Source organism: Occultella glacieicola (genome assembly GCF_004353825.1).
Lineage (GTDB): Bacteria > Actinomycetota > Actinomycetes > Actinomycetales > Beutenbergiaceae > Occultella > Occultella glacieicola.
Window position 1 is genome coordinate 327,801 of the sequence record NZ_SMNA01000003.1, and the last position, 14,198, is coordinate 341,998.

General features: G+C 72.5%; 6 protein-coding genes. 2 read left to right on the plus strand and 4 right to left on the minus strand.

Annotated elements, in window-relative coordinates:
- Positions 1–102: 102 nt before the first annotated feature.
- The 4 genes from EXU48_RS07120 to EXU48_RS07135 all read right to left on the minus strand — a co-directional run bounded on the left by EXU48_RS07120 (position 103) and on the right by EXU48_RS07135 (position 10,546).
- The gene (locus EXU48_RS07120; RefSeq protein WP_165962715.1) at positions 103–4,593 is read right to left on the minus strand and encodes a S8 family serine peptidase; all 4,491 of its coding nucleotides are present in this window, start codon (positions 4,591–4,593) and stop codon (positions 103–105) included.
- 190 nt (positions 4,594–4,783) lie between these two features.
- Entirely contained in the window at positions 4,784–6,232 is a 1,449-nt protein-coding gene (locus tag EXU48_RS07125; protein WP_407938725.1) for a GH1 family beta-glucosidase, read from the minus strand.
- Positions 6,219–8,543: an alpha-xylosidase gene (gene yicI / locus EXU48_RS07130; protein WP_133106940.1), complete on the minus strand. Its 2,325-nt coding sequence runs from the start codon at positions 8,541–8,543 to the stop codon at positions 6,219–6,221. Before yicI ends, EXU48_RS07125 begins: the two co-directional genes overlap by 14 nt.
- The gene (locus EXU48_RS07135) at positions 8,540–10,546 is read right to left on the minus strand and encodes a beta-galactosidase (RefSeq protein ID WP_133106941.1); all 2,007 of its coding nucleotides are present in this window, start codon (positions 10,544–10,546) and stop codon (positions 8,540–8,542) included. Before EXU48_RS07135 ends, yicI begins: the two co-directional genes overlap by 4 nt.
- A gap of 134 nt (positions 10,547–10,680) precedes the next feature.
- Between EXU48_RS07135 and EXU48_RS07140 the strand changes: the two genes are divergently transcribed.
- Positions 10,681–13,161, plus strand: a complete 2,481-nt coding sequence (locus tag EXU48_RS07140; protein WP_133106942.1) for a glycosyl hydrolase family 95 catalytic domain-containing protein — start codon at positions 10,681–10,683, stop codon at positions 13,159–13,161.
- Entirely contained in the window at positions 13,155–14,156 is a 1,002-nt protein-coding gene (locus tag EXU48_RS07145; RefSeq protein WP_133106943.1) for a LacI family DNA-binding transcriptional regulator, read from the plus strand. The genes EXU48_RS07140 and EXU48_RS07145 overlap by 7 nt, the downstream gene beginning before the upstream one ends.
- Positions 14,157–14,198: the final 42 nt, after the last annotated feature.

Below are 14,198 nucleotides of genomic sequence, written 5' to 3' on the forward strand. Positions count from 1 at the left end.
CGTGGCTCGCGGGCCAGGCTCCGATTTCTCCCCGCACGTCGGGTCGGGCAGCAGAGCGGGCCCGTCGTCACCGCACCGGTGGCGACGGGCCCGTGGTGACTGCTAGACCGGCTTCGGGACGCCGTGCTGCCACGGCCAGCGCCAGTCGGTCTTGATGTCGATCGACGCCGAGCCCGGATCACCGACGTCGTACGCGTCCCGGTCGAGGACCGTCAGCGTGAGCGTGCGCCGATAGATGATCGGCAGCCAGCGGTCGATGACGTCCACCGTCTCCGTGGCGGTGGCGGCCCCGGCGGCGAAGGTGACCATACCGTCCAGGCGCACGTAGTCGATCCCCGGGATTGCTCGCCAGGTGGGCTCCGCGCGGTAGCGCACCGTGAGCGGCTCGGAGAGGTCACCGGTCCGCGTGAAGGTGAACTGCCCGTCGGTACGCGGCTCCTGCGCGTTGCGCGTGCCCTCGATCGTGACGACCGGGATCTCGTAGACGCCCTCGACCGTCACGCCGACGCCGGTGGTCACCGGTTGCGCGCCCGGGTTGTCCGTCACGTGGGTGACCTCGTTGGTCAGCACGTCACCGTTGCCGAGGCCCGAGTCGTCGACGGTGGCCTGGTAGGTGATCGTCACCGGGTCGAACGTCGGGCCCTGGTAGTCGAAGCACACGACGGTGTCGTTCGCGACGACGCCCGCACCCGAGGCGTTGTTCACGAGCGCCTGGCCCGAGGTGCCCGGCACGTTCTCGGCTCCGATCGTCAGCGGTCCCGCCACCGAACCGGTGACGTTGTCGTAGGCGACGTAGAACTCGTACTGGCCGGCCGTGTCGTCCTGGCCGCGGAGGGCGAAGATCTCCACGTCGTAGGTGCTGTCCGGGTCGCCGTAGAGCTGGACGTCGTCGTACTCGATGACCAGCAGGCTGCCCGCACCGGTGCCGCCCAGGTTGACCAGGGTCACACCCTTGTTCGTGGCCTGGTCGTAGACGATCTCCATGTCCTGCCAGAGCATGGCCAGCAGGTTGTTCGGCAGCGCCGCGTCGGGCACGGCCTGCGGTGCCCACGGGCTGCCGCCGTAGTTCGAGGCACCGTCGAAGATCACGAACCCGTCGTCGGTCAGCGAGATCGCGTCGTAGGCGATGCCGTAGAAGCTGAACGGAGCGACCGTGCTGGAGACCGTGAACGCCGCCGTGTCACCCGAGATCCCAGGGTTCGTCGCGAAGTTCCCGAGACTGGCCAGGTCGACGTAACCGCCGCCGTCGAACGGGTTGGCACACGTCGGGTTCTCACCACTGCTCGTGACGGCGTAGGTGCCCTCGGCACCGACGGCGGTGGGCAGGGTCCCCTGCCAGGAGAGGACGCCGTCGGTCACCGTCGCACCACCGGTCGCCGAGCCCTCGACGTAGGTCAGGCCCGCCGGGATCGTGTCCGTGAGCGTGTACTCGAGATCGGTGTCGGTGACGTTCGGCTCCACGGTGAGCGTGTACGTCACCGTGTCGCCCGGCGAGGCCACCTCGACGTCGGCCGTCTTCGTGACGTCGTCGGCGAACCTGTTCAGCGTCACCGGCAGGATCCCGATGTCACCGGGCGAGCCCGGCGAGGAGCCCAGGCTGATCGCGCCGAACCAGCGCTGGCCCTCCTCCAGTGCCGGTTCGTCGTAGAACACCCGCAGGTCGAACGGGGTGCCGCCCGGGTTGGACGTCGGCCCCTCCACGCTCAGGTTGCCGGCGTCGCCGGCCACGACCGCGACGCCGAGCGTGACCGTGTCGGTCGCGTCGGGGGCGGACGCCTCCCAGTTCTGCAGCACCACCCACCAGGTGCCGGCCTCGGGTGCGCCGACGTCGCACCGCTCGATCGCGCCCGCCGTCGTGCTGGCGCAGACCTCGGTCGCGGCGCTCGGGGTCGTCCCCTGCCCGACGAAGAGGTCGATGTCGGTCGCCGTGGACGCCGTCACGTCGGTCACGAACCTCGCGGCCCCTTCGGGCACGTCGAACGTCAGGACGACCGTTCCGGTCGCGTTGTCGTAGGGGTCGGGGTTGGTCGGGTCCTGAGGCACCGAGTACTCGGTCGCCACGGACGGCGTGAGACCGGCCACCTCGGCGTGCAGGTCGCTGATCTCGATGGACTCGAGGCCCTCGGCGAGCGTCGAGCCCGCGTCCCGCCGGGTGTCGATGACCACCTCGTCCGGAAGGACACCGGTCGAGGGCAGCACCGCCACCGGCAGGGCAGCGGTCGGGACGCCCTCGGTCGAGGGGGTCAGTGTGACCTCCCCGAAGAGCCAGGTGCCCGCCTCGGCGCCGGAGACGTCCGCGGTGACGGTGATCTCCTGCGTCTGCCCCTCGGCAAGGGTGAACGTGGACGGTTCCACGGTCAGCGACATCCCCTCGGCGGCGGCGGCGGCCGCCGTCCAGGCGAGGCTGCCGTCGGCGGAGCCGGTGACCGTCCTCGTCCACGAGCAGGTCTGCAGGCACTGACCGTCGGCCATGCTGGCCACGTTCAGCGACCTCGGGTCGCCGCCGAGGCCCGGGTCGGCCGCCAGATAGTCGGCGATCGTCTCGTCGAGCAGGAGCCCGGCATTGGCGGCGGCCTGCAGGTCCACGCGACCCGAGCCCATGTCGAACGGGTCCGCCGGCGTCGTGCCGTCCTCCTTCGTGACGTTCGCGGTGCTGGCCGTCGTCATCAGGGCCGACTGGATCTCGGCGGGCGTCCAGGTCGGCTCGAGCGCGGACAGGAGTGCACCGGCCCCGGCGACGTGCGGGCTCGCCATCGAGGTGCCGGAGACGAAGTTCCACGTCGGCGCCACCTCCGCCTCGACCGTCGACGCGCCGTAGGCGGCGAGGATGTCGGTGCCGGGGGCGGTGACGCTCGGCGAGACGAGATCGATCGCCCGGTTCGGACCGCGGCTCGAGCTCGCGGACGTCACGTCGCCGTTCTCGGGCCGGATGTCGAGCGACGCGCCGGCGATGGACCCGACGTGTCCGTCGCCCTCGGCGAGCCAGGTCTTGAGCGAGACACCGTCGGCATAGGTGATGTGGACCGCGGGCAGGACGTGCGCGTCACCGGTCAGCGATGAGCCGCTGGCCTCGTCGTTGGCGAGGACCATGCCGCCCGCACCAGCGGCCAGGACCACCTGTCCCTTCTCGACGCGACCGTTCTCGCCGCGGTCGCACACCACGATCTGGCCGTCGAAAGTACCCTCCGGGAAGATCCCGGCCAGGCACAGCGGGTTGCCGTGGTCGCCCGCGTAGACGACGGGCGCCGGCCCGTAGCCGACGGTGAATCCGAGCCCGGAGATGTCGGGGTGGGGGACGCCGTCGGTGCGGTTCAGACCGGTCGCCGCGTTCACGTACCGGCGGTCGTGCGTGGAGTTCGCGACGCTGGTGAGCCAGGGCGCGTCGGCCGGCGAGCCCAGGGTCGCGGCGCCCGGGCCGTCGTTGCCCGCCGACGTCGCGACGAAGACGCCGGCCGCGCGGGCGTTCAGGAAGCCCAGGGTGTCGGGATCGGCCCACACGCTCGACGGCGTGTCCGAGCCGATCGAGTAGTTGATGACGTCGACGCCGTCGTCGATCGCCTGGTCGATCGCGGCCGTGATAGCGGCCGTCGAGCAGCCGGTGGTGCAGACGTCATAGGTGATCAGGTTCGCGTGCGGGGCAACGCCCTGGATGCGGCGGGTCTCGCTGATGCCGGAGGGGCCCTCCACGACCGCGTCCACCTGGTTGCCGGCGACCGTGCTGGCCGTGTGCGAGCCGTGGCCGTCGGTGTCGAACGGACCGTCACCCACGAAGTCCCAGGCGCCGATCAGCTTGTCGTTGCACACGAACCGTGGGTCGTACTGCTCGGTGTTCGCGGGGTCGCACATCCCGACGAAACCCGGCCTCGGGTTCGTGTGGTCGTAGCCGTCTCCCCCGGCGGACGCGGGCACCGAGTCCGCGAAGGACGGGTTCGACGGGTTCACACCGGTATCGAGGACGCCGGCGACGATGCCCTCGCCCCGAGTGCCGGCCACGCCGGTGGCGCTGCCGTCCCAGATCGACGGGGCACCGATCCACGCCGGGCCGTTGTCGGTCTGCAGCTGACGCTCGACATCGACGACGACCGACGTGACGCCGCTCAGCCGCGCGACCGCCGCCGCCTCGTCGGTGGTCAGCTCCAGCGCGATGCCGTTGAGGGCGTAGGTGTAGGAGAAGCTCACGTCGGGGGTCCGGCCGATCTCGGCCTCGATCGCCTGGGTGAGCTCGCCCTGCTCGTCGGCGAGGTAGGACCGGTAGTCCTGGACCGGCGCCGAGGACGGGTCCAGCCGCTCCCCCGCGTCCGGCCTGGTCGCCTGCAGTGCGTGGATGCCACCCTCGTACGCGGAGACGGTCGGCGCCTCGAGCTGGACGATGTACAGCTCGGCGGTCGCGGCCGTGCCGAGCCTGAGCACGGTGCCGCGGTCGCGCGCGAGCGATGTCGAGCCCGAGACGTCGGCGGACTCCAGGGAGGAGGTGTCGGCATCGGGCGGGTCGGTCCGCTCCGTGGGCACGTGCGCGCTCGCGGCCGGGGCGAACCCCAGGGCCAGAGCGGCAGTCGCAAGCAGGGCAACAAGGCGTGATCGTGTCTTGGACACTGGAACCGTCCCCGAGTAGATGGACTCGCAACGCCGCGAGTGAGCCATGTCTAGCCGTTCGGGAACCAGCACGTCAAGGGCCCCTCGGGGTGCGCTGGAGGCACGCCGGTCATCGTCACCGGCCGAGGTGATCGGCAGGTCGATGGTCCGGTCGCCCCAGCCCGCGGGCGGGCGCGACCGGACCCCCGGCTCAGAGGGTGCGGGTGGCGATCAGATCGGCGTACCAGCGCGCGGAGTCCTTCGGGGTTCGGGCCTGGGTGTCGTAGTCCACCCGGACGATGCCGAACCGGCGGTCGTAGCCGAACGCCCACTCGAAGTTGTCGAACAGGGACCAGACGAAGTACCCACGCACATCGGCGCCCGCCTCGACCGCCCGGGCGACGGCGTCCAGGTGGCCGTGCAGGTAGGAGACGCGGTCGGCGTCGTGCACCACGCCGTCCGGACCCACCTCGTCGTCGAACGCGGCGCCGTTCTCGGTGATCATCAGCGGCGTGTCCGGATGCTCGTCGCGCAGCCGCAGCAGCAGTTCCAGGAGACCGTCCGGGTCGATGTTCCAGCCCATCGCGGTGAACGGGCCGGGCATCTCGAGGAACTCCACGGTGTCCGCGCCCACCCAGGGGCTCGCCCCCTCGCCGTGGCCGTCGGCCCGCTCCGGCTCCCCCTCGCCCGCGTGCCGGCGGGCCCGGGACGTCGAGTAGTAGTTCACGCCGAGGGAGTCGAGCGGGACCTTGATGAGCTCGCCGTCACCGGGCTGCACGAAGGACCAGTCGGTCAGGTGTGCGGTGTCCGCGAGCAGGTCGGCCGGATAGGTGCCGTGGAACAGGGGATCCAGCCAGATCCGGTTGCCGACCGCGTCGAGCTGCCGGACGGCGTCGACGTCGGCGGGCGAGTCCGGGTCCACCGGACGCGTGACGTGCAGGTTCAGGGTGATCGAGATCGGGGTGCCGGAGCCGAGCTCGTCCCGGATCGCGCGGGCGGCCAGCCCGTGGGCCAGGTTCAGGTGGTGCGCCGCCTGCAGGGCCGCCACCGGTTCGGTCCGACCGGGGGCGTGCACGCCCGCGGCGTAGCCGAGGAAGGCCGCACACCACGGCTCGTTCAAGGTGGTCCACAGACTCACCCGGTCACCGAGCTCGGCGGCGACGATCCGGGCGTAGTCGGCGAATGCGTAGGCGGTGGCCCGGTTCGTCCAGCCCCCGGCCTCCTCCAGCTCGGCCGGAAGGTCCCAGTGGTACAGCGTGACCACGGGCGCGATGCCGGCGGCGATCAGCTCGTCGACGAGCCGGGAGTAGAACGCCAGGCCCTCGGGGTTCGCCGGGCCGGACCCGCCGGGCTGCACCCGAGGCCAGGAGATCGAGAACCGATACGCGCCGAGCCCGAGGGACCTCATCAGGGCGACGTCCTCGCCGACCCGGTGGTAGTGGTCGATCGCGACGTCGCCGGTGTCGCCGTTCAGGGTCTTGCCGGGAGTGTGCGAGAACGTGTCCCAGATCGAGGGCCCGCGGCCACCCTCGGTGGCGGCGCCCTCCACCTGGTACGCAGCGGTGGCCGAGCCCCAGAGGAAGGCGGGGTCGAAGCGGCGCCCCTGGGTCGCCGTCGCGGCCGTGTCGGTGGTCACTGCGTTGGTCTCAAGACTGGTCACGAGCTGCTCCGTCGGTGTCGAGCCCCGCCCACGCCGGCGGGACGTCCAGTGAGAGGGTATCCCCGCTCGCGCGGTGCTCGGCGCCGCCGACCAGGACCGACCAGGGGCGGTCCGTCCCGGCGGCGCGCACGTCGAGGCGGTGACCGGCGCGGGTCACCGTGAACGTCGCCGCGGTGCCCGAGGCGTCCGCCGTCGGAATGCTCACGGTGGCGACCTCGCCGTCGGCGAACTCGAACACCGCCAGCCGCACCCCGTCGGCGTAGTCGTAGTCCGGGCGGTCGGTGCGCGACCCGAGCGGCAGCACGGTGCCGGGCCGCACGAGCACCGGCAGGGTGTCGAAGCCGTGCCGCTGGCGCACCCACCGCGGGCCGGTCAGCCGCTCGTCGGTGAGCAGGTTCGTCCAGGTGCCCTCCGGCACGTAGAACTCCACCTCGCCGTCGACGTCGAAGACCGGGGCCACCAGCAACGAGTCGCCGAGCAGGTACTGGGTGTCCGCCGCGGCCGCGCTGCGGTCACGGGGGAACTCCAGGACCATCGGCCGCATCACCGGCACCCCCTCGTCGGTGGCGATCTGGCCGGCCCGGGCCAGGTAGGGCATCAGCTCGTGCTTCAGGTGGATGAACCGGCGGGCCACGTCCACCGCCTCGTCGTCGAACGCCCACGGCACCCGGTAGGAGGACGACCCGTGCAGGCGGCTGTGCGAGGACAGCATCCCGAACGCGAGCCACCGCTTGAACACGGCCGCCTCCGGCATCCCCTCGAAGCCGCCGATGTCATGGCTCCAGAACCCGAAACCGGACATCGCCAGGGACAGCCCCCCGCGCAGCGACTCCGCCATCGAGGCGAACGTGGACTCGCAGTCCCCACCCCAGTGCACCGGGAACTGCTGCCCGCCCGCGGTCGCGGACCGGGCGAACAGCACCGCCTCTCCGGTCCCCCGCTCCTTCTGGAGCAGTTCGAAGACGCACGCGTTGTACAGGTGCGTGTAGTAGTTGTGCATCCGCTCCGGGTCGGAACCGTCGTGCCAGACGACCTCGGTGGGGATCCGCTCGCCGAAGTCCGTCTTGAACGCGTCCACGCCCTGGCGCAGCAGCACTCTGAGCTTGTCCTGGTACCAGGTCCACGCGCCGGGGTTGGTGAAGTCCACGAGTGCCATCCCGGCCTGCCACATGTCCCACTGCCACACGTCCCCCGTGGGCGTCGTGACCAGGTAGCCGAGCTCGGCGGCCTCCGCGAACAGGTGCGAGCGCTGGGCGATGTAGGGGTTGATCCACACCGACACCTTGAGGTCGCGCTCGTGGAGCCGCCTCAGCATGCCCTCCGGGTCGCCGAACGTGGCCGGGTCCCACACGAAGTCGCACCAGTGGAACTGGCGCATCCAGAAGCAGTCGAAGTGGAACACCGACAGCGGCAGGTCCCGCTGCGCCATGCCGTCGATGAAGGAGGTGACCGTCTCCTCGTCGTAGTCGGTGGTGAACGAGGTGGACAGCCACAGCCCGTAGGACCAGGTGGGCACCCGCGCCGGGCGGCCGGTCAGGGCCGTGTACCGGCGCAGCACCTCCTTCGGGTCGGACCCGCCGATGACGTAGTACTGCAGCACCTGACCCGGCACCGAGAACTGGGTGCGGGAGACCACCTCGGTGCCGACCTCGAAGGAGACCCGCTCCGGGTGGTCCACGAACACCCCGTAGCCGCGGTCGGAGACGTAGAAGGGGACGTTCTTGTACGCCTGGTCCGACGCGGTGCCGCCGTCCTCGTTCCAGATGTCGATCGACTGACCGTTCTTGACCAGCGGCCCGAACCGCTCACCGAGTCCGTACAGGTGCTCGGCGACGCCGATGTCCAGTTGCTCGCGGACGTAGTGGGAGCCGTCGTCGGTGGAGATGATCCCGACGCCGCGGTCCTGGGAGCCGGTCAGGACCCGGCCGCCGGCGTCCGTGAACTCCAGCCGCCAGGGCCCCTCGGTCGCGACGGTCGCGGTGAGGTCGCCCGCGGTGAACGTGGCCGGCTCGCCGCCCGCCTCGGGCCGGTCGATCCGCACGACCGGGGGCGCGGACTCCAGCTCGAACGCCGGACGCCGCTCCCGGCCGCCCCGGAAGTGCTCGATCCGCACCCCGATCACCCCGTCCAGGGGTGAGTCGAGCGTGATCGTCACCATCGGCCGGTTCAGCGTGTCCCCGCGGCGGGTGAGCGGCGCGGTGGCCGCGTACACGGTCAGCGAGTCACCGCCGTCCTCGACCGACTCCACGTGCCGGGGGCGCAGGATCTCCACGCCCGGCAGCACGTTCCAGTAGCCGTCGGTGAACTTCATGGTTGCCTCTCGATCAGGACGACGCTGCCGTCGGCCGGGACGGGTGCGGTGTGCGGGTGGTCGGTGCCGGTCAGGACGTCCCGGCAGGCCCGCGTCAGCGGTACCGCGACGGGCGTGCGGGTGTGGTTCAGCAGGAACGTGTGGTCGCCACGGACGGCGACCTCCACTCCGGGTGGTGGCTGCGCCACCTGGCCCGACGGCGTCACACCGGCCTGCTCGAGGCAGGTCGCCACCCAGGCCTCGAGCAGGTCGTCGCCGCCGACGGCGGCGAGGTAGAGCAGCCGGCCGTCCGGCGAACGCACGGCTGCGGGCGCGCCGTCCAGGTCCGCACCGGCGAACCTGCCGAGGACGACGGCGGAGCTCGCCTCGAGCCGTTCCGCCCAGGTGTGCACGGGGTAGCGGTGACCGTCCAGATCGAGGTGCGCGCCGCCGTCGGGCAGCGGGCACCACTCCTGGCCGCCGGCGCCCAGCAGGTCCGTGAACGGCGCCGGGAACTCCCCGGTGCGGATCGCGGTGTTCGCGTCGGCGACGGCGCTGAACGGCCCGAGTGCGAGGGTGCCGCCGGCCGCGGTGAAGGCGCGCAGGTTCGCCACCGCGGCGTCGGTGACCAGGTGCAGCTGGGGAGCGAGGACCAGGTCGTAGCCGGTCAGGTCCGCCTCCGGGTGGACCAGGTCGACGGCCAGCCCGCGCCGCCACAGCGGCCGGTACCAGGACAGCACCTGCGGCAGCACCCGCAGCCGCGCGCTCGGTCCGCCCGGCTCCTCCGCGGCCCACCAGCTGGACCAGTCGAACGCGATCGCGACCCGGGCCCGGATCTCCGACCCCGCGACGGGGGCGAGGGCGGCCAGGTCCGTGCCGAGCTCACGGACGCTGCGGTGCAGGCGGGTGCGCACACCGGCGTGCGGCAGCATCGCGGAGTGGAACCGCTCGGCGCCGGCGCGCGACGCCCGCCACTGGAACGAGAGCACCCCGTCGGAGCCGTGCGCGATCGCGCGCAGGGCGTCGGCGCGCATCCGCCCCGGCGTCTTCGGCGGGTTGTGCTCGCGCCAGTTCACGGCGCCGACGGCCTGCTCCATGAGCAGCCAGGGGCCGCCTGCGAGGGACCGCATCAGGTCGTGGGTGAGCGCGGCCAGGACCGGGGCGTCGGGGTCGACCGGGTCGGGGTAGGAGTCGTCGGAGATGACGTCGAGCGCACCCGCCCAGGACCAGTAGTCCACGTGCGGGAAGAAGCCCATGAAGTTGGTCGTCACCGGAACGGCCGGGGCGGCCGCGCGGATCACGTCCCGCTGCGCCGTGTACAGCTCCAGGAGGGTGTCGGAGCAGAACCGGCGGTAGTCCAGCCGCTGGGTCGGGTTGATCAGGTACGGCGCCGCCCGGGGCGGCACGATCTCCTCCCAGCGCGAGTAGGCCTGGGACCAGAAGGTCGTGGCCCAGGCGGCGTTCAGGCCGGCGACGTCGCCGTACCGGGCCCGCAGCCAGGCCCGGAACCCGGCCGCACACGCGTCGCAGTGGCAGACTTGACCGAACTCGTTGCCGACGTGCCACATGACGACGGCCGGGTGGTCGGCGTACCGGGCCACGACGTCCGAGGCGATCGCGAGCGCGTGGGCACGGTAGGTCGGCGAGCTCGGGCAGAAGTGGTTGCGGGAACCCTGGCTCAGGCGCACGCCGTCCGCGGTGACCGGCAGGGTATCGGGATGGTCGTGGGCCAGCCATGGTGGTGGGCTCGCGGTCGGGGTGGCCAGGTCCACGGCGATGCCGGCCCCGGCCAGCAGGTCCAGGACCCGGTCCAGCCAGGCGAAGTCCCGCTCCCCCGGGCGAGGCTCGATCCGGCTCCACGCGAACACGCCGACGGTCACCAGGTTCACGCCGGCCGCGACCATCAGGTCGACGTCCTCGGCCCAGACCTCGGCGGTCCACTGCTCCGGGTTGTAGTCGCCGCCGTAGAGCAGCCCCCGGGTAGCGGTGAGGTCCCGTAGCCCCGGGCCCGTGCTGCCGGTCATCGACCGCCTCCCTGCTGTCCGCGCTGACTGATCGACCGGATTGTCGAAGCGGTTCAACACCCTAGCGAGGGCCTGGTCGTGTGTAAAGTGGCGTGCGCGAGGCTCTGGCAAGTCCCGCTGATCGGAGTGGATCCATGACAACGACCGCGCTTCTCCCGTTCTTCGAGGCCCCCGAGGACGACCCCGCTACGCTGCTCTGGTACCACGGTGGAGCGTCGAGCTTCGTCGAATCGCTTCCGGTCGGCAACGGACACGCCGCCGCCATGGTCGCCGGCCGTCCCGGCGGCGAGGTCCTGCAGCTGAACGAGGGGTCGGCGTGGTCCGGCCCGAGCGCCGTGGCCGACCCCGAGCTCGAGCCGGCCGAGGGCCCGGGGCTGCTCGCCCGGATCCGGGAGCACCTGGCCGACGGCGACGTGCGGGCGGCCGAGGCCCTGCAGAGGGCGTTCCAGGGCGGGCACTCGCAGGCCTACCTGCCGTTCGCGCAGGTGCGGGTCGCCGTCCGGCCGACGGCCACCGATTCCTCGGATGCCCCCGCCCCCGCCCGTTGGCTGGACCTGCGCACGGCCTCGGCGGGACACCGCTACCTCGCGGGCGGCATCCGGGTGGCGCACCACACCTACGCCTCGCACCCGGCCGGTCTGATCGTGCACGAGGTCCACGCCGAGTCCGGTGTGGATCTGGACGTCCGGTTGGACCCCGACCAGGTCCGTGAGCTCACCCGCGATGCGCGGGCCGAGATCGTCGGCACCGCGCGTCTGCTCCTCGAGCTCCTGCTGCCGGCCGACGTCCCGGCCATCCGGGAGCACGCCGACCCGCCGGCCAGGTACACCGGCGACTCACGCACCGGCCTCGTCCACGTCGCCATCGAGACCGACGGTGAGGTGACCACCGACGACGCCGGTGCCCACGTGCGCGGCGCCCGGATGACACGCCTGCTGATCGGGACCGGGACCGTGCTCCCCGAGCCGCGGACGGGGCCGCACCGGCACGCGAACACCGCCAGCACTCTCGAGGCCCTGCACGACCTGCTCGCCGACCGGATCGAGGCGGCCCACGCCGTCGCGCCGGAGCAGCTGTACGCCGAGCACGTCGCGGACCACCGCGAGCTCTTCGACCGGGTCCGGCTCGACCTCGGCCCGATCACAGCGGAGCCGACGGACGAGCGGATCCGGGCCGCGAACGCCCCGGGCGCCGACCGGGACCCGGCCGGCCTCACCGGGCTGATCGCGCTCGCGTTCCACTACGGCCGCTACCTGCTGATCGCGTCGTCCCGGCCGGGCGGGTACCCGGCCAACCTGCAGGGCATCTGGAACGGCGAACTGCCCGCGCCCTGGAGCTCGAACTACACGATCAACATCAACACCGAGATGAACTACTGGCCGGCGCTGACCACGAACCTGGCGTCCTGCCAGGCGCCGCTGCTGGACCTGGTGGACACCCTGGCGGGGACCGGGCGCGCCGCGGCCGAGCTCTACGGCGCCCGCGGCTGGCTGGCGCACCACAACACCGATCCCTGGGGCTATCCGTACGCAGCCGGGGCGGGCGCCGGGGACCCGGCCTGGTCGGCCTGGCCGATGGGCGGCATCTGGCTGTGCCGGTCGGTGTGGGACCACCTGGAGTTCACCGGTGACCTGGCCCGGGCCCGCCGGTCCTGGCCGGCGATCGAGGGAGCCTGCCGGTTCGCCCTGGACTGGATCGTGCGGACCGGTCCGGGACCCGCCCGGACGTCCCCGTCGACGTCGCCGGAGAACCGGTTCGTCGCCGCCGACGGCGCGCCCGCCGCACTGTCGGTCTCCACGACCATGGACGTGGCGCTGCTGCGCGACCTGGCCGCCCGGGCGGCCGCGATCGCATCCCGGATCGGCGCGGACGCACCGTGGCTCGCCGACCTGACCGACGCCGTCGCCGCGCTGCCGGACCCGAGGGTCGGCGAGCGCGGCGAACTGCTCGAGTGGTCCGCACCGCTGGCCGAGTACGAACCCGAACACCGGCACACCTCGCACCTGGTCGGCCTGTTCCCGCTCGGGCTGTGGACCTGTGACGGCACGCCCGACCTCGCCGCCGCGGCGGCCCGGACCCTGGACCTGCGGGGCCAGGAGTCCACCGGCTGGGCGCTCGGGTGGCGGCTGTCGCTGTGGGCCCGGCTGCGCCGCGGGGACCGGCTCGACGAGGTGCTCGCCCTCGCCCTGCGGGCGGCCGACGACGGCGCCGGTCAGCGCGGCGGGGTCTACCCGAACCTGTTCAGTGCCCACCCGCCGTTCCAGATCGACGGGAATTTCGGGATCGTCGCGGGGATCGCCGAGGCGCTCCTGCAGTCCCACGAGGGCGTGATCGATCTGCTCCCGGCCCTGCCGCCGGCCTGGCCGGCCGGCTCCGTGCGTGGCCTGCTCGCCCGCGGCGGCGTCGTGGTCGACCTGAGCTGGGACGACGGCGGACACCTCACCGAGGCGAGCCTGCGCGTCGCGGCCACCGGTGCCGGGGAGAATGGCACGGGCGAGCCGACCGAGCACCTGGTCCGGTGGCCGGGCGGCACCGAGCGGGTCCGGATCGGCGCCGGGGCGGCTGCCGTCGTGCGGCCGCTCGCTCACCAGCGAACAGGAGCCGGCAGATGGTGACGATCAACGACGTGGCCCGCCGGGCCGGGGTCTCGGTCTCCACCGTGTCCTACACCCTCAGCGGGAAGCGGACGATCTCGGCGAGCACCCGGGCGCGGGTCGAGAAGGCGATCGCCGAGCTCGGCTACCACCCGCACGCCGGTGCCCGGGCGCTGGCCTCGGCCCGGACGAACATCCTCGCCCTGATGGCGCCGCTGCGCCCCGACGTCGACGTCAGCGTCATCATGCAGTTCGTGACCGGCGTGGTCACGCGGGCGCGGACGGCGGACTACGACGTGCTCCTGCTCACCCAGGACGAGGACAACGGTGTGGGGCGGGTGGGCTCCGGCTCGCTCGTGGACGCGCTGATCCTGATGGACGTCGAGTCCGACGACCCGCGGATCCCGCAGGTCGCCGCGCTCCGGCAGCCCACCGTGCTGATCGGCCTGCCGGAGGACGCCCGCGGGGTGAGTTGCGTCGACTTCGACTTCGAGGCGGCGGCACGGCTCTCGCTGCGGCACCTGACCAGGCTCGGTCACCGCGACGTCGCGCTGATCGGGCCGCCGCCGGCAGTGATCGCACGGCACACCTCCTACGCGGACCGGCTGCTGCGCGGCTACCGTGCCCAGGCCACGCACGACGGCGTCGCGTGCGTCATCGAGCCGACCGGTACGTCGCGCGCGGAAGCGATCGCGGCCCTGGACGCCGTGCTGGACCAGGTCCCGGGCCTCACCGGACTGGTCGTGCACAACGAGGCCGCACTCCCGGTGATCCTCGGTGGTCTGCGCCGTCGCGGCCTGAAGGTCCCCGAGGACGTCTCCGTGGTGGCGCTCGCCCCGGCGGACGTGGCCGATGCCCAGCCGGTCCCGATCACGGCCATGGACATCCCGGCGCTGAACATCGGGCAGGTCGCCGTGGACATGGTGCTGGCCAGGCTCGCCGGCTCCGACACCGTGGAGACCCGCCTGATCGCTCCCACCCTGCACGAGCGGGCGAGCACCGCACCGCCGCGCTGACCCGGGACCTCCGGCCCAGGCCTGGGCCGAGCCGCGGCGGGA